26 protein-coding genes and 1 tRNA gene are annotated in these 18,635 nt (G+C 69.2%); 11 read left to right on the forward strand and 16 right to left on the reverse strand.

Annotated features, from left to right (window positions below; translation table 11 throughout):
* Positions 1-82 precede the first annotated feature (82 nt).
* Entirely contained in the window at positions 83-307 is a 225-nt protein-coding gene (locus tag PKF00_RS03135) for a hypothetical protein (RefSeq protein ID WP_271215786.1), read from the forward strand.
* A 123-nt stretch (positions 308-430) separates the two neighbouring features.
* On the opposite strand, the gene PKF00_RS03140 is transcribed toward PKF00_RS03135, so the two are convergent.
* The 3 genes from PKF00_RS03140 to PKF00_RS03150 are packed head-to-tail and all read right to left on the reverse strand — an operon-like array spanning position 431 to position 2,047.
* Positions 431-694, reverse strand: coding sequence for a DUF2283 domain-containing protein (locus PKF00_RS03140; protein WP_271215787.1), 264 nt, complete (start codon positions 692-694; stop codon positions 431-433).
* A 32-nt stretch (positions 695-726) separates the two neighbouring features.
* Positions 727-1,689 carry a WXG100-like domain-containing protein gene (locus PKF00_RS03145; RefSeq protein ID WP_271215788.1) on the reverse strand — a complete coding sequence of 321 codons (963 nt, stop codon included), beginning with the start codon at positions 1,687-1,689 and terminating at the stop codon, positions 727-729.
* A 1-nt stretch (position 1,690) separates the two neighbouring features.
* Positions 1,691-2,047: a hypothetical protein gene (locus tag PKF00_RS03150; protein WP_271215789.1), complete on the reverse strand. Its 357-nt coding sequence runs from the start codon at positions 2,045-2,047 to the stop codon at positions 1,691-1,693.
* Between the two features lie 130 nt (positions 2,048-2,177).
* Between PKF00_RS03150 and PKF00_RS03155 the strand changes: the two genes are divergently transcribed.
* Together PKF00_RS03155 and PKF00_RS03160 are read left to right on the forward strand one after the other, a co-directional pair.
* Positions 2,178-2,603, forward strand: a complete 426-nt coding sequence (locus PKF00_RS03155; RefSeq protein ID WP_271215790.1) for a YbaB/EbfC family nucleoid-associated protein — start codon at positions 2,178-2,180, stop codon at positions 2,601-2,603.
* A gap of 12 nt (positions 2,604-2,615) precedes the next feature.
* Positions 2,616-2,999, forward strand: a complete 384-nt coding sequence (locus PKF00_RS03160) for a YbaB/EbfC family nucleoid-associated protein (protein WP_271215791.1) — start codon at positions 2,616-2,618, stop codon at positions 2,997-2,999.
* A gap of 280 nt (positions 3,000-3,279) precedes the next feature.
* On the opposite strand, the gene PKF00_RS03165 is transcribed toward PKF00_RS03160, so the two are convergent.
* Together PKF00_RS03165 and PKF00_RS03170 are read right to left on the reverse strand one after the other, a co-directional pair.
* Positions 3,280-3,639, reverse strand: a complete 360-nt coding sequence (locus PKF00_RS03165) for a nucleoside triphosphate pyrophosphohydrolase family protein (RefSeq protein ID WP_271215792.1) — start codon at positions 3,637-3,639, stop codon at positions 3,280-3,282.
* Positions 3,640-3,885: 246 nt separating this feature from the next.
* Positions 3,886-4,248, reverse strand: a complete 363-nt coding sequence (locus tag PKF00_RS03170; protein WP_271215793.1) for a hypothetical protein — start codon at positions 4,246-4,248, stop codon at positions 3,886-3,888.
* A 772-nt stretch (positions 4,249-5,020) separates the two neighbouring features.
* Here PKF00_RS03170 and PKF00_RS03175 point away from each other — a divergent pair.
* The gene (locus PKF00_RS03175) at positions 5,021-5,443 is read left to right on the forward strand and encodes a YjdF family protein (RefSeq protein ID WP_271215794.1); all 423 of its coding nucleotides are present in this window, start codon (positions 5,021-5,023) and stop codon (positions 5,441-5,443) included.
* Positions 5,444-5,558: 115 nt separating this feature from the next.
* Here the strand turns inward: PKF00_RS03175 and PKF00_RS03180 are convergent, their stop codons facing one another.
* The 3 genes from PKF00_RS03180 to PKF00_RS03190 form a co-directional block, all read right to left on the reverse strand.
* The gene (locus PKF00_RS03180; protein WP_271215795.1) at positions 5,559-6,314 is read right to left on the reverse strand and encodes an SDR family NAD(P)-dependent oxidoreductase; all 756 of its coding nucleotides are present in this window, start codon (positions 6,312-6,314) and stop codon (positions 5,559-5,561) included.
* Positions 6,315-6,368: 54 nt separating this feature from the next.
* On the reverse strand, positions 6,369-6,776 hold the full coding sequence (locus PKF00_RS03185; protein WP_271215796.1) for a MarR family winged helix-turn-helix transcriptional regulator: 408 nt from the start codon (positions 6,774-6,776) through the stop codon (positions 6,369-6,371).
* A 191-nt stretch (positions 6,777-6,967) separates the two neighbouring features.
* Entirely contained in the window at positions 6,968-8,152 is a 1,185-nt protein-coding gene (locus tag PKF00_RS03190) for an esterase-like activity of phytase family protein (RefSeq protein ID WP_271215797.1), read from the reverse strand.
* 136 nt (positions 8,153-8,288) lie between these two features.
* On the opposite strand from PKF00_RS03190, the gene PKF00_RS03195 reads away from it, so the two are divergent.
* Together PKF00_RS03195 and PKF00_RS03200 are read left to right on the forward strand one after the other, a co-directional pair.
* Positions 8,289-8,768 (forward strand): SigE family RNA polymerase sigma factor, encoded by a 480-nt coding sequence (locus PKF00_RS03195; RefSeq protein WP_271215798.1) that lies wholly within the window; start codon positions 8,289-8,291, stop codon positions 8,766-8,768.
* Positions 8,765-10,186 carry a hypothetical protein gene (locus PKF00_RS03200; protein WP_271215799.1) on the forward strand — a complete coding sequence of 474 codons (1,422 nt, stop codon included), beginning with the start codon at positions 8,765-8,767 and terminating at the stop codon, positions 10,184-10,186. Before PKF00_RS03195 ends, PKF00_RS03200 begins: the two co-directional genes overlap by 4 nt.
* Positions 10,187-10,530: 344 nt before the next feature.
* On the opposite strand, the gene PKF00_RS03205 is transcribed toward PKF00_RS03200, so the two are convergent.
* Positions 10,531-11,205, reverse strand: a complete 675-nt coding sequence (locus PKF00_RS03205) for a response regulator (protein WP_271215800.1) — start codon at positions 11,203-11,205, stop codon at positions 10,531-10,533.
* Positions 11,202-12,659, reverse strand: coding sequence for a histidine kinase (locus PKF00_RS03210; protein ID WP_271215801.1), 1,458 nt, complete (start codon positions 12,657-12,659; stop codon positions 11,202-11,204). The genes PKF00_RS03205 and PKF00_RS03210 overlap by 4 nt, the downstream gene beginning before the upstream one ends.
* 131 nt (positions 12,660-12,790) lie before the next feature.
* Here PKF00_RS03210 and PKF00_RS03215 point away from each other — a divergent pair, with 131 nt between their 5' ends.
* Complete coding sequence (locus PKF00_RS03215) at positions 12,791-13,366, forward strand: hypothetical protein (RefSeq protein WP_271215802.1); 576 nt, start codon at positions 12,791-12,793, stop codon at positions 13,364-13,366.
* Here the strand turns inward: PKF00_RS03215 and PKF00_RS03220 are convergent.
* On the reverse strand, positions 13,344-13,973 hold the full coding sequence (locus tag PKF00_RS03220) for a nitroreductase family protein (RefSeq protein WP_271215803.1): 630 nt from the start codon (positions 13,971-13,973) through the stop codon (positions 13,344-13,346). The genes PKF00_RS03215 and PKF00_RS03220 overlap by 23 nt on opposite strands.
* A gap of 83 nt (positions 13,974-14,056) precedes the next feature.
* On the opposite strand from PKF00_RS03220, the gene PKF00_RS03225 reads away from it, so the two are divergent.
* Positions 14,057-14,359, forward strand: a complete 303-nt coding sequence (locus PKF00_RS03225) for an ArsR/SmtB family transcription factor (RefSeq protein ID WP_271215804.1) — start codon at positions 14,057-14,059, stop codon at positions 14,357-14,359.
* A gap of 91 nt (positions 14,360-14,450) precedes the next feature.
* Positions 14,451-14,526, forward strand: a tRNA-Arg gene (locus tag PKF00_RS03230).
* 72 nt (positions 14,527-14,598) lie between these two features.
* Here PKF00_RS03230 and PKF00_RS03235 read toward each other — a convergent pair.
* On the reverse strand, positions 14,599-15,897 hold the full coding sequence (locus tag PKF00_RS03235; RefSeq protein ID WP_271215805.1) for a tyrosine-type recombinase/integrase: 1,299 nt from the start codon (positions 15,895-15,897) through the stop codon (positions 14,599-14,601).
* Positions 15,894-16,418, reverse strand: coding sequence for a hypothetical protein (locus PKF00_RS03240; protein ID WP_271215806.1), 525 nt, complete (start codon positions 16,416-16,418; stop codon positions 15,894-15,896). Before PKF00_RS03240 ends, PKF00_RS03235 begins: the two co-directional genes overlap by 4 nt.
* Positions 16,419-16,560: 142 nt before the next feature.
* Between PKF00_RS03240 and PKF00_RS03245 the strand changes: the two genes are divergently transcribed.
* Positions 16,561-16,764 (forward strand): helix-turn-helix domain-containing protein, encoded by a 204-nt coding sequence (locus PKF00_RS03245; RefSeq protein WP_271215807.1) that lies wholly within the window; start codon positions 16,561-16,563, stop codon positions 16,762-16,764.
* Between the two features lie 59 nt (positions 16,765-16,823).
* On the opposite strand, the gene PKF00_RS03250 is transcribed toward PKF00_RS03245, so the two are convergent.
* From PKF00_RS03250 to PKF00_RS03260, 3 genes are all read right to left on the reverse strand, one after another.
* Complete coding sequence (locus tag PKF00_RS03250) at positions 16,824-17,249, reverse strand: hypothetical protein (RefSeq protein WP_271215808.1); 426 nt, start codon at positions 17,247-17,249, stop codon at positions 16,824-16,826.
* Entirely contained in the window at positions 17,246-17,665 is a 420-nt protein-coding gene (locus PKF00_RS03255) for a hypothetical protein (RefSeq protein WP_271215809.1), read from the reverse strand. Before PKF00_RS03255 ends, PKF00_RS03250 begins: the two co-directional genes overlap by 4 nt.
* A gap of 129 nt (positions 17,666-17,794) precedes the next feature.
* Positions 17,795-18,220 carry a helix-turn-helix domain-containing protein gene (locus PKF00_RS03260; protein ID WP_271215810.1) on the reverse strand — a complete coding sequence of 142 codons (426 nt, stop codon included), beginning with the start codon at positions 18,218-18,220 and terminating at the stop codon, positions 17,795-17,797.
* A gap of 126 nt (positions 18,221-18,346) precedes the next feature.
* Between PKF00_RS03260 and PKF00_RS03265 the strand changes: the two genes are divergently transcribed.
* Positions 18,347-18,601 carry a helix-turn-helix domain-containing protein gene (locus tag PKF00_RS03265; protein WP_271215811.1) on the forward strand — a complete coding sequence of 85 codons (255 nt, stop codon included), beginning with the start codon at positions 18,347-18,349 and terminating at the stop codon, positions 18,599-18,601.
* The last annotated feature ends 34 nt before the right edge of the window (positions 18,602-18,635 follow it).

Consider the following 18,635-nt stretch of genomic DNA (forward strand, 5'->3'; position numbering starts at 1 on the left):
TCCAGCGGCGCCGACCATGTGCTTTCGCCTGCATCGCCACGACCTCTCTGTTCCTGTCCGGCGTTATGGAATGCTTTGCTCCATGTCTGAGTCGGATAAGACCACCGCGAGCGAGATAGGCACCGTAGGGGACGCCCTGACCGTGAGGACCTTGGGAAACGTCGCCCTTGTGCTTGCGGTGGCGGTTGCCGTCTTTGCTCTCATCCTCTATCAGGAGATTTCCACCAACGCCCTCCTCGGGATGCTCATCCTCACCGGAGTCGGAGTAGGGCTTCGCATCGAAGCCGCGGTCCGTCTTCGTGGCTGACGGAACCCCCGTAACCCTCACGAGAGCCTTGCGGCGGCAAGAAGCGCCTTCCGCTTTCAAGAGGAACTCGTGGGCGACGCCGAGCGCGCCGTCAGGCCGGGCGCGACGAGCACGCGGAAGGGATCACCGGGAGGGAGGGCCGTACGGTGACGCCTCGTCGTCCTCGCCCTCCTCCAGGGACTCGGCGAGAGTCTCCGGGGGCAGGACGGCGGACGCGCCGATGACCTCGATGCCCAGAAGACAGCCCCGCTCGTCGAGGTCGAGGATCACCTCGCCGGACATCTCCTGGGCCTCGACCAGAACCTGGGTCTTGGCCTCGCCCGAAGCGATCTCGTCCACCAGGTAGATGTAGGCGACGTCGTTTTCCCTGTCGTATTCGATCCGCAAGGTCAACCTCTCGCGCTTTCGCGGGACTGTTCCTACCTGCGCCACATGGCCGAGACCACTTTCCCGGCACTGTTCACCACGACGCGGACGCGCTGGCTTTCGTGGACCTTCGTGCCCTTGGTGTTGCCGGGTTTCCCCGGTGACCGCCTGGCCTGTTCGATCATATCGTCGCTGATGCCGCGCTGAACCTGACGAATCTCGGCATGTCCCGACTTGGCCTCGTCGCCGCCGCTCCGGCGGCCGCCGTTGGCGTTGCCGCCGCTGCCGCCGCTGCGCCTGCCGCCGCCTCTGCGGCCGTTGCCTCCGGCTCTGGCGTTGTTGTTGCTGCGGCCCATCAGGGCCATGCCGTCCCGGGGGGACCGGGGGCCCGCCGCCGCCCTCGGGCCGACGGTGCGGATCGGGACGCGGCCTCCGGCTCCGGCGAGCGCGAGAGGCGGGCCGCCGGGGCGGCGGAGGTTGTCGAGGACGCGGCGGAACTGCTCGGTGACCCGGCGGTTGAGCGCCGGGGCCAGCACCCTGCCCGCGCCCTCGGCTCCCTCGCGCTGGATGCGGCCGATCACCGCGCGCGTGCGGTACATCTCCGCCGAGGCCGCGGCCCCGCCGAACGGGCCGCCCGCGAGGAACGCCCTGGCCACTCTCACGGACGCGTAGACGGCGGCCGTTCCCACAGCGAGTTTCACGCCCGTGGTCAGCCAGGCCGCGTTGTCGAGGACCACCGGGGCCGTCCTGGCGGCGTTGGCCGCCTGGCTCAGGTGTCCCCCGTTCCCGCCGGTCTCGTCCCAGTGGCTCGCCAGGGCGGTCGCGGAGTCGCCGCGGTAGTTCTGCTTCGTTCGCCGGATCGTCGCGTCGGCCTCGGCCGCGGCGGGCTCGGCGTGCGCCAGCACGGTCCGCCAGGCGTCGGCGTCCTTGCGGATCTCGTCCTCGTCGACATTCGGCCAGGGAACGCCGAGCAGACCCAGCATCGCGTCGACCTGCGGCGGCACCGTCACGCCCACGTCAGATCCGCCTTTCGCCGTAGGGGGCGTAGGGGTCGTCCTGCGCGCCGTACAGGCCGCTCGACTGCTCGATGCTGGCGGCTTCGGCCGTGTCCGTGTTGGCGAGCACGGTGTTCATGGTCTCGCCGGTGCCGTCGATCACCTCGGACAGGCCGGTCATGGCTCGCAGCCCGAGCGTGCTGGCTTCGGTGTACGGTCCGATGAGCATGGAGAGCAGCCCGTCGTCCCTCCAGGACGCGCCACCGGATCCGCGTTCCGTGAGCCGCCGCACCGCCGCGGCGTAGTCCTCGCCGTGAATCCGCATCCGGGAGGCTTCCTGCCCCACAGCCTCCCGGGAGATCTCAAGTCCAGAAGCCATGCGGAAGACCCTAGCTGGAAGATCCACCTAGTAGGCGATATTTGGTGCTCTATATCTCTTTGTCACTGTCAGTCACTTTATTTGCTAACTATCCGCCGAACGAGAACATGCGCTCTTTGTTCTAGAGTGGATGGCTTATCAGCGCCTCACCGCCGGAGCCGACATGCCGACGCCCCCTTCGCCCGACGACGACGTCGAGCGCCTGGAGCAGGTGCTGATCCAGGGGCGCAGGATGATGGAGCGGCTCCAGGAGGCGCGGGCCGGGATTCGTGACCTGACCGGAAACGCCGAGAGCGCCGACGGTCTGGTGAAGGCCGTCTCGAACGGGCAGGGCGACATCGTGGAGCTCCGCTTCGATCCACGCGTCATGCGTCTCGACCCCGCGGCCCTTGGCGGGCAGGTGACCAGGGTGCTCCAGGCGGCCCAGGACGACGCGGCGAGGCAGGCCCGGACGATCGTCGACGACGCCCTCGCCGACACCGCGAATCTGCCGGAACCGCTGGACGAGCGCTTCATCCGAGACCGGGTCGACCAGGTGGCCCGCAATCTGCTCTGACCGGAGGCACGTGTGTACGGCTCTCGCATCAACCCGGCCGACATCCGGGAGGAGGACCTCGTCCGGGCCGACGAGCAGGCGGACAGGGTGCTGGCCTGGATCGAGGAGGCCCAAGCCGGTCTCGACGAGGTCACCGGCACCGGCGAAGGGGCGTCCGGGCAGGTCACAGCGAGGGTGACGGCCGAAGGCAGGGTGCTGGACGTCGCGTTCGGACCCCGTGCGATGCGGCTCGACAGCCGCACCTTGGCCGAGGAGGTGGTGTCGGCCGTCGCGCGGGCCAGGCTCGACGCGGCGCGTCAGACCGACGAGCTGATGCGCGAGGGGCTTCCCGGGTTCGACCCCGTCGAGGCCGCCGCACAGTTCGAAGGCCTTCTGGACACCCCGTGGCGCCGGTAGCGCTTCGCCCCCGGCCCCGCCGCGGCCGAGGTCTCCGCCCAGTCTCCGCCCGGTCGCCGGCTCGGGAACGGGCGCGGACGGTTCGGGAACGGCCACGGACGGTTCGGGAACGGCACGGACGGTTCAGGGACGGGCACGGACGGTTCGAGAACGGGCACGGACGGTTCAGGGACGGGCACGGACGGTTCAGGGACGGGCACGGACGGTTCGGGAACGGGCGCGGACGGTTCAGGGGCGGGCACGGAGCGGTCGCCGGTTCCGGGCTGCTGAGGGGCGGGCGCTACGCGGGCTCCGCGGCGTCGGCCGTCCCGCTCCCGCCGTGGGCGGAGAGCCGGTCGGGGTGCCACGGCATCCACTTCCGCTCGACCTCCGCCTCCAGATCGACCCTGTGGTGCCGCGCCATGAGCAGGACCTGGGACAGGACGTCCGCCAGTTCGGCGCGGAAGCCCGAGTCCAGCTCCTCGGGGGAGCGCCCCTTGGTCCTGGCCTGTCCTGAGCGCATGAGGAACGCCTGCGTCAGCTCGCCGACCTCCTCCTGGAGCTTCAGCAGGAACCAGGTGTCGTCGCGGGTGATCCCGTGTGCGCGGGCGTAACCGCTCGACACCGCTTCGACCTTGTCCGTGAGCCGCTCCAGGTCCATGCCGGGAGTGTAGGGAGGCGGGTCGGCTTCGTGCTCGCCGTACGGACATCGAGCCGCGTCTCGCACGCGCGCCGCTCGCCGAGGAGGAGGGATGGCAGGGCGTCGGCCTCCGCGACGAGGGGGAGAGCGACGCTCCGCGACGAAGCTTCGCGACCGCCGAGGGGGAGACCGACGCTCCGGAGAGAACCCTCGCGAGATCGGTTCGCCGCTCCTGCCCGATCCCGCGGCGGAGTTCATCGGCCCGGCTTACGAGTTCCTGATCAGTTCGGCGCGGACGATGGTGTCGTCGACCCAGAAGTCCGTGTTCGAGTTGGGGGTGTTCACCTGGACAGTGATCTTCTTGTCGCAGTTCGCCGTGGCGTAGTCGGCGGGGCACCGCACGATTCCCGTACGGATCATCGAGCCGGAATGCCAGCGCCAGACGCCGGGCTCGGCGCTGTCCCAGGCGAAGTCGCCGCTGCCGTCCTCGTTGCTCGGTCTGAGGAGCTGGCCGTCGGCGAGGACGCGGCCGCCGCACCATCCGGTGTCGCTCGGTCCCTTGCACCGGACCTCGGCGTTGACCCAGACGGTGAGGTGCGCCGTCGTGCCCTTGGGCACCTGGACGGTCACCGAGCCGCAGCTGAGATCGGTCCACGCCGTGCTCGTGATGCTCTGTGGTGTTCCGTTGGTGACGACTTCGACCTGGGTGTTCCGTCCCCGGTGCCAGTTCCTGTTGCATGTGTCGAGGCCGCCGCCTTCGTGGGCGGCCGGTGAGACGGAGGCGGGCTGTTCCTGCGCGAGCGCGGCCGGCGAAAAGACGAAGACCAGCGATGCGCTTGCTGTAGCGAAAATCGGAACAAAGCTTGTTTTCAACGCCTGTTTTCCCATTTATCGTCCTTTCCTTGTGTGGGCGAATGCCCACGTCTCCAGGGGCTCCGATCGGGCGGCACCGGAACTGCGGTGACGGGTCCCTTCTATCCCACGCTCTGGATCTTTTCCGGAACGGCGCGCACGAGGCCGGTGGCAGGTGGCGTATCAGGGGTCCGATGTGAACGTTCGATGACCCGGCGCTTTTCGCGAGAAGGCTTCTCCGGGCTCGCCGGGCAAGGACGATCACTGATATTTCCGCTTTTGTGAGCTGCTTCGCGGAGGGCGGGAGCGTTTCCCCACGACGCCGGATTCGGACGTCTCACCTGCGCCGGGCAGCGCCTCGCGGGGTCGCCGTACGGCGCGCGGGGGTCGCCGCGCGGCGCCGGTGAGACGTATTCTTGCGTCGCACACGAAAACGCAGTCCGGTTGGTAGCCCGGGCACCGCTCGTCGTAACCGCCCTCTCCAGGGATGTCCGGTGTGCCGTAAGCGGCCTCGTCAGGCCGTCTGTCGGCATACCCCTGGGAGGGCGTCATGGTTTCGCTGTCCGTTTACTTCGAGGGCCCCTTCTGGGTCGGCGTCCTGGAGATGGTCGACGACGACCGGATCCGCGTGACGCGGTTCGTCCTCGGTTCCGAGCCCACCGATCCCGAGCTCTACGAGTTCCTGATGCGGCACGGGAGCGCGCTCCTGGAGCAGACCGCGAGCGCGCGTGCCGTGCCGGCCGGCACGCGCGCGGTGAAAAGGGTCAACCCCAAGCGGGCGGCCAAGCTCGCCGCCCGCGAGGCCGCTCGGGTGTCCACCAGGAGTACGGCTTCGCAGGAGGCCATGCGGGTCGAACTGGAGAGCCGTAAACAGGAGGCGGCGACCGACCACCGGGCCCGTGAGCGGGAGCTGGCCGAACATCGGCGGGAGGTCGCCAGGAGGAAGCGCGTCGAACGCCGCCGGGACAGGTGACCGGGCGTGTGCGAACGCGACGGCGGCGGGGCGGCCGGGGGTATGAACGTGCCGTCAGGGCAGCCGGGGGTGCGAACGCGGCGTCAGGGCGGCCAGGGGTGCGACGCGGCCGAGGTCAGACGCCGCCGGTCACGGAGATGGCCTGGCCGGTGATGCCCGTGTTGGCGGCTGAGCCGAGGTAGACGACCGCGTTGGCCACCTCGGCGGCTCCCAGCAGGCGGCGGACGGGCGCGCGGTCGCTGTACACGTGGCTGATCGGCCCGATCCGCTCCCCGTTGCGGGCGGTCGTGGTGAGGCCGGGCATGACCACGTTGGACAGGATGTCGCCGTCCTTGCCGAGGCTGAAGGCCGCCGACCGGTTGAACCCGTGCAACGCCGCCTTGGCCGCCGTGTAGTACTCCGCGCCGATCATGCCCTCGACCACGAGACCGGAGGAGATGTGCACCAGGCGTCCGAAACGACGCCCGCGCATGACCGGGGCGACCAGTCTGCTCAGCCCGATGTAGCCCTCGATGTTGCGCCGCAGCACCTCGAGCCACTCCTCGTCGGCCACGTCCTCGAAGACGTGGTCCGGCGAGGGCGTCCAACCGCTCGCGCGCAGGGCGTTGTTGACCAGCAAGTCGATCCGGCCGGTCCAGTCCAGCGCCGCGGAGACCAGGGCGTCGGCCGATGCGGCGTCGCCCAGCTCGTAGGGGACGACCAGGGCGCGCTCGCCGATCTCCTTCGCCAGCGTCTCGACGTCCTCGCGCGAGCTGCGGTAGGTGAGCACCACGTCGGCGCCCTCGGCCGCGTAACCGCGGGCGATCTCCCTGCCGATGCCTCCGGACGCCCCGGTCACGATCACGGTGCGGCCGTTCAGTCCCAGGTCCATGGAAACTCCTTAACCGTTTAACTAAATGGGCGAGATCCAACCGGGTGTTCTCGATCACTTCAGTCGGCGGAGGGCGTCGCGCTGGGACTCGGTCAGATCAGACAGAAAGGCGTTCTCAGCGGTCCGCCACAGCTCGGTGATCGGTTCTTCCAGGGCCCTGCCCGCATCGGTCAGCCAGATCCGCTGGACGCGGGCGTCGGCGTCGTCGCGTCGCCGTACGACCAGACCCTGGCCCTCCATGCGACGCAACACCTGTGTGATGTTGGCGGGGGTGACTCCCGTGCGGGCGGCCAGGACTCCCTGGCAGATCCCGTCCTCGCGCCAGAGCTGGGCCAGGTAGACGTCCTGGCCCAGGTGCAGGCCGTGCGTCTCCAGGCCGACGGCGATCCGGCGCTTGTGCGGGCCCAGCCGAGCCAGAAGCGCGTACATCGCGCCGTCCAGCAGGCAGTAGCCGTCCTCCACTCCTCGAAAGGTAATTAACCCATTAACTGATGTCAACGGCCCGCCCCCGCCTCGCCGGAGGAGCCGGCCCGCCCCCGCCTCGCCGGAGGAACCGGCCCTCCCGTCATGCCGGGAGGGCCTCCAGGAGGTCGTCGCGGTCCCGCCTCCCACGGGTCACGGGCGGACGGCCACGGGCGAGGGACGACAGCCGGTCACAGGTAGACGCGGGGGTCGGCCAGCAGCGGGCGCGACAGCCGTACGGTGATGAACTCGTTGTCGTCGGGCCTGCCCGGCGTGCGACCGGCGGCGAACGGGAAGTTGTTGTCGTCCAGCACGCCCAGGGTCCGGTCGTTGAGGATCACGACGTCCTCGATGGTCTGGAACGGGAAGCGGAAGGTCTCCCCGAACCCGCCCAGCCCACGGGGGTTGGCCAGGTCGAGCAGGTCGGCGACGAGGGTCTTGCGCAGGTTCTGGTCCCGGGCGTCCACCAGGTAGACGAGCTTGGTCCTCGCCGCGTCGCCCTGGAGGTTGTCACGCTCGATCACCAGGAAGCGGTGCCGGTCGACCGCGATCATGTCGCCGATCGCGTTGTCCGGACTGTCCAGCCGGTAGGTCCACCGCTTGCCGGTGTAGGCCCGCTTGCGCAGGTCGAACTCGTGCATCCGCAGTGCCCCCGCGGGGTCGCCCGTCACGGTCCCCTCGAGCAGCGGGTAGAGGGCACGGCCGTCGACCGAACGGGCCATGCCCTCGAAGCCCTTGCTCCGCCCCAGGTTCGGCTGCTCGCCGTCGAGGAACGGGTTCTCCGGAGCCTTCACGCCGGGCAGGGGGACCGGCGCCTCCAGCAGCCTGCCCGTGGACGAGAAGTGCAGCAGGAACGGGCCGAACTCGTCACCGATCCAGTAGGTGCCGTCGACGGTCCGCACGATCGACTCCACGTCGAAGTCCGCGCCGGTCAGCGTCCTGTCGGGGCGGGTCAGCGGCCAGGTCACGTGGCCGTCGGGGTCTTTCAGGTCGAACCCGCCCAGCACCTCGACCCCGCCCTTGCGGAAGTCGGGTCTGATCCGGTGGACCCTCAGCAGGAAGTCGGCGCTGTTGGCCTTGGCGCCGTAGCCGTTGTCGGACAACACGTCGAAGGTGCCGTCGTGCCGACGCACGACGCCGCTGAAGCCCTGCACCGGCTGCGCGGCGAACGGCGGGGTCACGCCGTTGATCGGGGCCGTGCCGAGCTGCGCCCCCGACGGCTCGCTGCCGGGCACGAACGTCTGGGCGGGCAGGGAGGCGAAGCCGGTCAGCGTGGCCCGCTCGAAGCCGGGACGCCAGGGGTCGGCCGTCGCGGGCGCGGACATCGCCAGTGCCAGCACGGCCGCCCCGAGCGTGATCGTCATGCGTCGTCTCATGGCGGGCAGGTTAGGAAACCCATGTGAACAGCTGATGTTGCGCCGCGGGCCGTACAGCGAAGAACCGTGCGGCGGGTCGGAGACGTGAGAAAAAAACGGATGCAACAGAACAGCGGCCTCAGACGTCCCTGGGGCTGTGGAGTTCACCGATTTCGTCGCCGTGCGGGGAAGTGCTCTGTACCGGTACGGATACGTTCTCACCGGTAACGCCGAAGACGCGGCCGACCTGACCCAGGAGGCGCTGATGCGCCTGGGGGACGCGTGGTCAAGGATCAGGAAGAAGGACGACCCCGAAGGATACGTCCGTACGACCATGGCCCGTCTGCACATCAGCCTCTGGCGGCGATTACGCCGAGAACGCCTGGTCGCTGCGGTTCCAGAGGCCGCCTACACCGACGACCACCTCGGTGGCGACACCGGCCTGTGGAACGAGCTGAAGACCCTGCCGCCGAAACAGCGGGCGGTGCTGGTCCTGCGGTACTACGAGGACCTCTCGGATCAGGAGATCGCCGAGCTGCTCGGCATCTCACGCGGCACGGTGCGCAGTCAGGCCGCCCGTGCGCTGGACAAACTCAGAGTTCGGGTGACCGAAGCAGAGACGGAGGCGGTGAGATGAACGACAGGAGCGAGGCGGAGCTGATCCGCGTGCTGGCCGACGCCGCGGACGCCGCGCCCGGGCCCGAGGGAGACCTGGTCGAGACGGTGCGCATGCGGTGGAGGCGGCGCGCCCGCAGGCGGCTCCAGTCGGCGTTCGCCGTCCTGGGGGTGCTCGCCGTGGTGGGCGGCGGCACGGCGGTCGCCAGAGGTGCCTTCTTCCGTGGGGGCGGAGAAGGCGACGTCTTCACCGCGGTCACGCCGACGGCCGCCCAGTCGTCCGCGCTGGACCCCGACGTCGTCGACATACGGCCGGTCAGCGAGATCTGGCCCTCCGCGGTCTTCAAGATCCCCGCCGCGGCGGCCGACGGCTGGAAGTACCGGCCGATCACGGGACTGAGCGCCACGCAGCTCCTGCTCTCCGCCGAGTCGTCGTTCGAGAAGGCGGGCAGGCTGGAGGTCTACGACACGACGGCGGGCCGAAGCACCGTGCTCACCCAGATGCCTGCTCCCGAGGGAGTGAAGGGCTACTTCGCCCAGGACGTCGAAGTGGGGACCGACTACGTCGCATGGTGGGGGGAGACCCCCAACACCCCCGACAAGTGGGCCGACTTCTGGGTGGCGCCCAGGACCGGCGGGCCGGCCAGGCGCGTCGGCGAGGTCACAGGGGCCCTCGCCGAGGTGACACGGCTCGGCGTCACGAGGGACTCCGTCGTCTGGTCGGCGGGAGACGGCGGGATCTACCGCATGCCGCTGGGCGGAGGCGCCTCCGAACGGATCGAGGGGACCGAGGGACTCCACCTGCTGACATGGCCCTGGGCGGCCGACGCCGGTGGGAAGGACGAGGAGACGGTGCCGGGAAACCAGACCAGGCTGGTCAACCTGGAGACCGGGCAGACGACCGAGGTGGACGTCCAGGAAGAGGTGAAGGGCCTCCGCTGCGGCCCGGTCTGGTGTTTCGGGGCCGAAGGGGGCGCGGCCCTGGCACAACGGCCGGACGGCTCGGACCGCAGGACGCTGCCCGGTCTGGGGGAGGGAAGCGAGCCCTCCCTCCTCACCGGAGGGACGGGGTTCCTCGGCTTCTTCGGAGTCCTCGGAGTCGGTCCGCAGGAGGCGGACGAGAACCGGTACGTGCCGCTTGCGGTGGTGTACGACCCGGCCACCGGGGCGACGGCCGGGATCGGCGAGCGGGACCGGAACGGAGGCGGCGGCTTCGGCGTCGGCATCTCCTCCTCACCCACCTCGATCGTCTACTGGGACGCGGACGAGAAACAGGCGCAGGAGTGCGAGCAGGTCGACGCCACCTCGCTCCCCCTTACCGGCCCTTCGGGCGCTCCCACTCCCACGGGGAAGGTCAGGGCGTGCACGACGACCCAGAAGGGGGGCGGAAAGGAGTTCACCGTCGTCAACCTTCTCGCTGTTCCGGCCATCACACAGTGACGGTCACCGTGTGCTGACGCGGCGCCGGTCCGGTTCACCGGTCGTGGGGTGCTCGAGACTGCGGCCTCGAGCGCCCCGCGACCGTCACAACCCGACCGGCGTCACGCCCGGTCGGCATCACAACCCGACCGCCGTCACGCCCCGACCGGCGTCACAATCCGACCGACGGAGGGCCAGTCACACGACGTTCGTGTGACTGCCAGAGTCTTTTGGGACTACCGAGGGCCGGGGGCGGGGCCCTCGGGGTCCTCGAAGCCTCCGGGAGTGCCCCGCGCCTCTCGACGGCGCTCCCTTCGGGGCCTGTCGGAAACCCACGACGGTTTTCCCAGGTCGCCCCGATTCCGCTACGTCCCCGACGAGAGCTCCTGGGCCAGGATCGCCGCCTGGACGCGGCTGCGGAGACCCAGCTTGTTCAGCAACCTGCTGACATGCGTCTTCGTGGTCGCCTCGGCCATGTCCAGCTCGGCGGCGATCTCCGCGTTCGACATCCCCCTCCCGATGCATGCCAACACCTCGCGCTCACGCGGGGTCAGACCCCCCGCCCCGGGTGTCGGACCCCCCACCCCGAGTGGCCTGTGCTCGTCGTACGGCCTGCGCTCAGGGACGGCCGCCCCGAAGGCCGAGATCAACCGGCGGGTGACCGACGGAGAGATCAGCCCGTCGCCCCGGGCGACCACCCGCACCGCCTCCACCAGCGCGTCGGCGTCGGTGTTCTTGAGCAGGAACCCGACGGCCCCGGCCCGCAACGCGCCGAAGACGTACTCGTCGATGTCGAAGGTGGTCAGGATCAGCACGTCCGTGACCTCGCTCAACTCGCGCGTCGCGCTGATCCCGTCCAGTTTCGGCATCCGGATGTCCATCAACACCACGTCTGGCCGTAGCTCGCGGGCCATCGCCACCGCCTGCTCACCGTCCGCGGCCTGCCCGACGACCTCGATGTCCCCATGACCGTCAAGGATGAGGACGATCCCGGCCCGGACGGCTGCGTGGTCGTCGGCGACCAGGACTTTGATTGTCATGAGATCTCCCCGGTGGGCAACTCGGCGTGAACACGCCATCCGTCGTCGTACGGCCCGGCCTCGAAGACGCCACCGACCAGGGCGACCCGCTCCCGCATCCCGGTGATCCCGGCACCCGCACTGGGGAGCTCCCCGGCGACGCCCCATCTTGCTCGTCCGGCACCGTCGGAGGACCTCCGTCCCGTCTCAGGGGAATGCTCGCGCCCCCCGGAAAGCCTCCCCTCCGCCGAAGACCTCCTTCCCGCCCGATTCTCCACGCTGTGACTTCCCACGCCCGGGGATTCCTGGAGGTCTGGCGTGAACTCCCGCCTCATCCCGGAAACCTCCCGTCCTCCCACGGAGACCTCTTCGACTTCCGTCACTCCGAAGGTCTCCCAGCCCGCGCCGACGGACCGGCCCGCGCCGACGGACCAGCCCGCTCCTCCGCGGAGCGGATTGACCGCGGTGAGCGTGACGACGCCGGGGCGATAGCCGATCATCAGGTCGACGACCTCCCCGCCGTGCTTGAGCGCGTTCGTCAGCGCCTCCTGAATGATCCGGTACCCGGCGAGGTCCACCGCGGCGGGCAGATCCCTGGCCTCGCCCTCCACGCGCAGCCGTACCTCCAGACCGGCCTTCCGCGCCCGCGCCGCGAGCTGGTCCGCCTCCGCCACCCGCCGCCGGGTCGCCTCGACCTCCTCACCGTCCTGCCGGAGCAGCCCGATCATGGTGCGCATCTCGGCCATGCCCTGGACGCTGTTCTCCCGAATCGACTCCAGCACCCCCCGCACGGTCAGCGCGTCGAGGTCCTTGCGGGAGAGTACGGCCGTCGACTGAATGGCGATCGCGCTGAAGTGATTGGCGATCATGTCGTGCAGTTCACGCGCCATCCTGGCCCGCTCGGCGTCCACCGCCGCCCGCCGGTCGAGCTCGGCCAGCCGCGCGACCTGCTCGGCCCTGGCCCGCTCTGACTCGGCCTGGTTCCTGAACTGTCTCACGATCAGCGCGCTGATGACCGGAGTGGTCCCGACCAGGGCGAGCTGTACGGCGGACATCGCGAGGAAGGCCAGGTCCCGGTAGATGAAACCGGCCACTGCGCCGCCTATGACGGACAGGACCGAGGCGATGCCGAGCAGCCACCTGCCCAGCCTGGCAGGGCCGTACAGGGTGGCCGCGTAGAGGTTGTCGGTGAAGACGAGGATCGTGGACAGGGAGTACCCCACCATGAGGTCCATCGTGATCCCGACAACGCCCAGCGCGAGGGCGCCGACCGGGAAGGTCCGCCGTACCGCGACACCGAGGCAGGTGATCAGCAGTGGTACGGCGAGCAGGTAGACGGGCACGGTGTCGGGGAGCTGGGGAACGAGGGCGAGGAGATAGCCGGGCGTCGCCCGACGGGTGTAGACGCCGGAGGCCAGCAGGGCGAGACCACCCACGAAGGCCGTCACGGCCCACAGTCCGTCATCCCGTCTCATACGCTTCATCTCATCATCCCGCGCCGGGCCGCTGATCCGGCCACAGGCGGGTTCGCCGTACATAGAAGGATGTAGACCGGTTCATCAGCGTCGACGATGCCCCGCACGGGTTCGCCGCCGATCCTGGAATCATGATTCTGGCGGTAATCATCGGCTGCGAGATCGGGTTCTGGGTTCTCCTCGGGCTGGGGCTCGCCTCGCGCTACCTGTGGCGCATGCGGCGGCTCAGCACGATCCTGCTGGTCTCGGTGCCGCTCCTCGACGTGATCCTGCTGGCCGCCGCCGTGATCGACATGCGTGCCGGCGCCGAGGGAAGCTGGCGTCACGGCCTGGCCGCGGCCTACCTCGCCTACTCGATCGTCTTCGGCCACCGAACCCTCAAGTGGGCCGACGCGAAGTTCGCGCACCGCTTCGCCGAAGGCCCCGAACCCTGGAAGCCTCCGGAGGGCGGCATGGCCAGGGCTCGTTACGAATGGGGCATGTGGCTGCGGATCGTCCTCGCGTACGGCATCGCCTGCGCTCTGCTCTTCGGCCTGACCTGGATGGTCGACGACCCCTCCAGAACGGCCGCCCTGACCGCCTTCATGGGCAGTCTCCTACGGGTCCCGTTGATCGCCGTGCTCTGGCCGGTGAGCTACACGCTTTTCCCGAAGAAGGTCAAGCAGGCCGAGCGACCGGAGGAGGTCACCACCGGTCCCAGTGCGTGACCTCCTCCATCGGCACTCTCCGCGCGGGCCTGAAGCCCGTCCCGATCGTGTACGCGACGGGAACGAACGCCACCTGCATGACTCGTTCGTACGGTATGCCGAGCACCTCGGCCCCCTCCCGCTCCAGCCTCAGCGGCCCCAGCCACGCCGTGCCCAGCGCACGAGCCCGCGCCGCCAGCATGAAGCTCCAGGCCGCGGGCATGATCGAGCCGAACGTGTTGGCCTGCTCGAGCACGCTCGCGTTCTCCGTCCGCCCGGTGATGCACGGGATGAGGAACGCGGGCACCTCGTGGATGTGCTCATAGAGATGCTGGAGCCCCTCCCACACCCGCTCCATCGACCCGGGGAAAGCGTAGGCCCGCCGCGCGTCCTCCTCCGGCATCGGCGTCCCCGGCTGGTTCATCCCCGCCCGCCACACCGCCGCGAGCCTCTCCCGCTGTTCCCTGTCGGTGACGACGACGAAGTGCCAGCGCTGCCGGTTACGCCCGGTCGGCGCCTGTACGGCCAGCCTCAGGCACTCCTCGATGAGCTCGCGGGGAACCGGCCTGGTGAGATCGAGCCGCTTGCGGACGGCCCTGGTCGTGGAGAGCAGTTCGTCGGGCGTCATCCGGCCTCCTCAGGATTTCGATAACGGTCGAATTGTGTGGCCAGATTTCGACGTTTGTCAAAGCCTCGAAGTACGATGCCGGTATGCGCGCCCTCCACCACCCGGACGTCTCCACCGTCGCCCTGCCCAGCGTGCTGAACGCCCTGGCGGACGAGGTCCGACTGATGGTCGTCCGCCAGCTGGCCGAGGCCGGAGGTGTGGTCTGCGGTCAGTTCGACGTCCCCGTGAGCATGTCGACCCTCTCCCACCACCTGAAGGTCCTCCGCGAAGCGGGCATCCTCCGTGTCACCCCCCAAGGCAGCTTCCGCCGCCACGAGCTCCGCCTCCCCGAAATGGAAGCCCGCTTCCCCGGCGTCCTCACCTCGATCCTCCAGGCCACCCCCTGACCCCCCACCCCTCCGACGACCACCTCACACCCGGATCCCCTAACTGGTTCGAGGCATCGCTCAGGACCCGCTATGATTACTTACGCAGCGAGCGGCCGTAGCTCAATGGATAGAGCATCTGACTACGGATCAGAAGGTTAGGGGTTCGAGTCCTCTCGGCCGCGCCACTGTGACCAGGGCGTTCCTTGATCATCAAGGGGCGCCCTGTTCATTTTGTAGCAACGGGTGTAGCAACGCGCTCAGGACGCGGATTTCTCTCGCTTCGCCCGGGGCGCGGTCAGGTCCGCCAGGACACCGTCCAGCGTGTCGGCCGCGCCCCGCTTCACCTCCTCCAGCAGATGCACATACACGTTCGCCGTCGTCGCCTGCCGGGTGTGGCGGAGAACACCCTGGATCGTCTTCAGATCGGCGCCCTCGGCGAACAGGAACGACCCGCAGGCGTGCCGCAGGTCGTGCAGCCGCACCCGCCGCCCGATCCCGGCACGCTCACACAACGCGTCCCAGGACCGGTTGACGTTACGCGGCTCCAGCGCCGTGCCCACGCCCGTGGTGAAGACCAGATCCGGATCGGCCCACACCTTCGCCCGCAGCCGCTCGGCGTTCTGCGCCCGGCGGTGCACCGCGAGGGCCTGGAGCGCCGTGGCCGGGATGAGCATCGTCGCCTTCGACGCGCGGGTCTTCAGCTTCTTCTCCACGAGCTGGCCCTTACGGCGACCGGTCGCCTCGTCCTTCTCGCCGCGCAGACGCTGGATGCTCTTGACCAGCCGCACCGTCCCGGCCTCGAGGTCGATGTGCGACCAGCGCATGCCGAGCCCTTCACCGCGGCGAAGCCCGAGCGCCAGGAGCATCAACCAGTAGACCCACAGCGGGTCGCCCGCGGCCTCGGCCAGGAGCTGGCCGGCCTCCTGCTTGGTCAGCGGTTGCACCTCTTCCCGCTCGACTGCGGGGGCGTCCACCAGCAGGCACACGTTGCGCCCGAGGCTCTCGTCGTCCACCGCGTCGGCCAGGGCCTTGCGCAGCACCGCGTGCGAGTAGGCGACCGTGCGGGCCGACAGCTTCGGTGGCGGCGGCAGCTCGGTCTCGCCGGGCCGCAGCTTACGCCGTACCCGGCCGCTCGGCTTGTCGGCCAGCTCCAGCAGCCACCTGCGGATGTCGGTGGTGGACAGCTCCACCAGCTTCACCCTGCCCAGGTGCGGGATGATGTGCTTCTCCGCCGTGTCCTGGTAGGAGTCGAGAGTGGACGGCGCGATCCGTCCGGCGGCCACGCGCTGGGGCAGCGTCACCGCCAGCCACACCTTGGTCAGGTAGTGCTCCACGGTGTCGGTCCGGCCCGCCGTCACCGGCAGGCCCGCGGAGATTTCGGCCTCGGCTTTCTTCTTCTTGTCGGCGGCCTCCTTGCGGGTCTTGCCGTAGACCGGCTTGCGCTTGCCGTTCGGCAGATACACCGTGGCGACCCATAAGCCGTCGGAGGCGCGCTGGAACGGGCGCCCGTCGCGGTTGCCGCGCGTGCGCTCTTTGCGGGGGGAGTTGTCCGTCATCCTGCCTTTCCTTTTTTTCCGGGGGGAAGGTGTCCACGGCGTCGTGCCTCGCGGACCCATCGGTGAACGGCCGACACCAGGACCCCGGCCTCCTGCGCCAAGACCACCGCAGGCCGCGAGCTTTCCGCGGCGGCCGAGGCGTAGGCGCGGGCAACCTCCTGATAGAAGGCGTCCGAGCCGTCCGGGCGTCCCAGCGGCGTGCGTGCGGATGACGCGGGGGCGGCGGCCAGGGCGCGTAGCTCGCCCAGCGTGAGCTGGTCGTCCTCCGGCTGCTCCTGCTGCTCCAGCGACAGGGCCAGCGCGGCGAGGTCGGTGTTGGCCAGCGCCTCCAGACGGCCCAGGGAGATTTTCCGCAGGGTGTCGGAGGTGATCGCCTCACCCTCGACGAGCACCCCGGTGACCGTCCAGCGGCCGTCAGGGTTCTGCTCGATCCGGGCTCGGACCTCGGTGTCTTTCGGGCCGGTGATCGCGGTCCATCCGAGACGGCGTGCTCGCTGGGAGCCTGGTGTGCGGCTGCTCATGGCGCACACCGTACTGCGAACTCTGGCGTTCGTCTAGGTTCGCTGACGTACACGCGCAACCTAGCGCACTTGTATGAACGATCGAGTCGTGCAAGTCTCAAGAGGCGGACATGCGTGCCCGCGAGCTTGCAGGAGGTGCCGCATGGCTGTGGACGATCAAATCGCGTACCGGCCGGAGCAGGCGTTGAAGGTCTTCCCGATCGGCCGGACGCTGCTGTTTTCGCTGCTGAAGTCCGGCGAGATCGAGTCGTTCACCGTCGGCCGCGCCCGCTTCATCCCGCGCGAGGCCCTGGAGGAGTACATGGAGCGTCTTCGCGCGGCGGCGCGGTGTGGCACAGCCGAGTAGACGGGCCAGGCCCGGCCCGGGATCGCCGGGCCGGGTCTCGACGCCGCTGGAGAAGGCCGTCACTCCTTCCCGTGTGGGGTGAAGTGACGGGCGGGCCGTCGCGCACTGGAGCGTTCCGGCGCCCGGGGCGGAATAGGGATCGAGCGCGTGGTGGACTCCGCTGTGGCCATCGTCTCGGCCACGACCACGACCGCGACAGGGGGAGGCTCCAGCGCAACCGGTGACTCGACGACCGCCACCGTGCCGCACAGGCTCACGGCGGTGACCGATCCGCACAGCACGTCACGCAGGCCGGCCAGTGCCAGCAGTGGCAGGGCGAGCAGGCCATGGTTGCGCTCGGCCCGCAGCGCTGCGGCGACCGCGGCCCGCCGCTCGTCGTGCGGCAGTTGGGAGTTCACGATGATGACGAGCTTGCCGTCCTCCTCTCGGTAGGTCTCTACGGGGACGTCGTCGGGCAGTTCCCGGTAGCGGATGACGTGGGTCACGCCGCCCCCTGTATTTCGTGATGCACCTCCCGCCAGACCTGTTGGACCCGGTGCCAGTCATGGGCTTCACGTAATGGGTCGGCGGCCCGTGGCGGACCGTGCACTATGAGCGTGACGGCCGCGCCGTCGATCTCGACGGTGACCGGGAGGTAGTCCGGGCTTCCCGCGCGCCAGGCGGCGATGAGCTGCGGGGGCGGCAGGGTGGGGGAGTTCGGGCCGAGGATGCTCTGCTGGATGACGATCAGCGCGCGTGCCTGTGCAAGATCGGCTTTAGCTTGCAGGAGCTGCCGGTGGAGTGAGGTCTCCGAGTCGGCGGCGCGTGCCTGCCAGGTGGCCAGGGTGGTGATGTGGCGGATGCGCGCCTGGATGCGATCGAGAGCAGCTTCTGCATCCGTGCCGGGGGGTTGTGAATGCATGGGTTACACACCTTTGTGCATGTTGCGACGACCGTGCAGTGTGCTTCCCAGGCGCCCCGCGGTGAACTGGCGTTCCCATCATCGACGGGTTTAGTCCTGCCGCTATCGGATCGTTACGTCCTGACCGGTTCAGCCCGTGTTGGTGCGCCGTTCATTGTCATTGGTCTGCGACTGCAACGGGACCGAACGCATCGCCTCGATCAGAGTGATCGCGGCTAGGCGCTCGTGCTCGGGAAGATCTGCTTCCCAGATCGCCTGGAGACCTGGATCTGGGTAGCGAGGTGCCTGCTCGGCCTGCTCGGCTGGCTGCTCTTCGTCGGCCAGGATGCGGAACACCTCTCCCTGTGGCCAGCTCAGTGCAACTTCCAACCCTCGCGCGGCCCAGGCCGTGACGGGGCCAGGGCCGTTGCGGATGCGCTTGAGGGTGGGAACAGAGATCTTGGCTCTTTCGGCCACCTCTTGCCACTTCAGCCGCAGGTCATTGCGGCGCTCATTCATCGCCTTCTCCAGTCGGAGGCGGGCGTCGTCCTCGGGCTCCATGTCCTCGCCCTTCATGTGTCCGAGAGCTTTTATTAGCGAACATTAGCGCTGATGAGCTTGTCCAGCTCGCGAACAAGGATCTAACCTTCCGGTTATCCTTGACGACTAGCAATGAGCCCTAATGAGCCGTAGCGTGGGGTCATGGCTCACTTGCGACTCCCCTTCGACGGCGACCGCCTGCGGGATCGGCGCGAGCGGCGCGGCCTGTCACAGACCAAACTCGCTGCTCTCGTCGGCGCGTCTCCCAGCCGCATCAGTCAGCTGGAGGCAGGCGAAAAGCCCACGCCCGCCCTGCTGCTGCGCCTGGTCGCCGCGCTGGACGTCGAGATCGACGACCTGCTCACCCCGCCCCCGGTCGACCAGCCATCGGAGAGGGCCAAGCAGAAGGCGAGCTGATGGCCAGCGCCGACCACTTGAGCGCGGCCTGTGA

Origin of the sequence: Streptosporangium carneum (assembly GCF_027922005.1) — a bacterium.
Lineage (GTDB): Bacteria > Actinomycetota > Actinomycetes > Streptosporangiales > Streptosporangiaceae > Streptosporangium > Streptosporangium carneum.

Bases quoted from the DNA above. Each gene is read 5' to 3' on its own strand.
- PKF00_RS03135 (WP_271215786.1), top strand. From the start codon at position 83: ATGTCTGAGTCGGATAAGACCACCGCGAGCGAGATAGGCACCGTAGGG.
- PKF00_RS03150 (WP_271215789.1), bottom strand. From the start codon at position 2,047: ATGGCTTCTGGACTTGAGATCTCCCGGGAGGCTGTGGGGCAGGAAGCC.
- PKF00_RS03155 (WP_271215790.1), top strand. From the start codon at position 2,178: ATGGCTTATCAGCGCCTCACCGCCGGAGCCGACATGCCGACGCCCCCT.
- PKF00_RS03165 (WP_271215792.1), bottom strand. From the start codon at position 3,639: ATGGACCTGGAGCGGCTCACGGACAAGGTCGAAGCGGTGTCGAGCGGT.
- PKF00_RS03175 (WP_271215794.1), top strand. From the start codon at position 5,021: ATGGTTTCGCTGTCCGTTTACTTCGAGGGCCCCTTCTGGGTCGGCGTC.
- PKF00_RS03180 (WP_271215795.1), bottom strand. From the start codon at position 6,314: ATGGACCTGGGACTGAACGGCCGCACCGTGATCGTGACCGGGGCGTCC.
- PKF00_RS03190 (WP_271215797.1), bottom strand. From the start codon at position 8,152: ATGAGACGACGCATGACGATCACGCTCGGGGCGGCCGTGCTGGCACTG.
- PKF00_RS03200 (WP_271215799.1), top strand. From the start codon at position 8,765: ATGAACGACAGGAGCGAGGCGGAGCTGATCCGCGTGCTGGCCGACGCC.
- PKF00_RS03205 (WP_271215800.1), bottom strand. From the start codon at position 11,205: ATGACAATCAAAGTCCTGGTCGCCGACGACCACGCAGCCGTCCGGGCC.
- PKF00_RS03210 (WP_271215801.1), bottom strand. From the start codon at position 12,659: ATGAGACGGGATGACGGACTGTGGGCCGTGACGGCCTTCGTGGGTGGT.
- PKF00_RS03215 (WP_271215802.1), top strand. From the start codon at position 12,791: ATGATTCTGGCGGTAATCATCGGCTGCGAGATCGGGTTCTGGGTTCTC.
- PKF00_RS03220 (WP_271215803.1), bottom strand. From the start codon at position 13,973: ATGACGCCCGACGAACTGCTCTCCACGACCAGGGCCGTCCGCAAGCGG.
- PKF00_RS03225 (WP_271215804.1), top strand. From the start codon at position 14,057: ATGCGCGCCCTCCACCACCCGGACGTCTCCACCGTCGCCCTGCCCAGC.
- PKF00_RS03235 (WP_271215805.1), bottom strand. From the start codon at position 15,897: ATGACGGACAACTCCCCCCGCAAAGAGCGCACGCGCGGCAACCGCGAC.
- PKF00_RS03240 (WP_271215806.1), bottom strand. From the start codon at position 16,418: ATGAGCAGCCGCACACCAGGCTCCCAGCGAGCACGCCGTCTCGGATGG.
- PKF00_RS03245 (WP_271215807.1), top strand. From the start codon at position 16,561: ATGGCTGTGGACGATCAAATCGCGTACCGGCCGGAGCAGGCGTTGAAG.
- PKF00_RS03255 (WP_271215809.1), bottom strand. From the start codon at position 17,665: ATGCATTCACAACCCCCCGGCACGGATGCAGAAGCTGCTCTCGATCGC.
- PKF00_RS03260 (WP_271215810.1), bottom strand. From the start codon at position 18,220: ATGAAGGGCGAGGACATGGAGCCCGAGGACGACGCCCGCCTCCGACTG.
- PKF00_RS03265 (WP_271215811.1), top strand. From the start codon at position 18,347: ATGGCTCACTTGCGACTCCCCTTCGACGGCGACCGCCTGCGGGATCGG.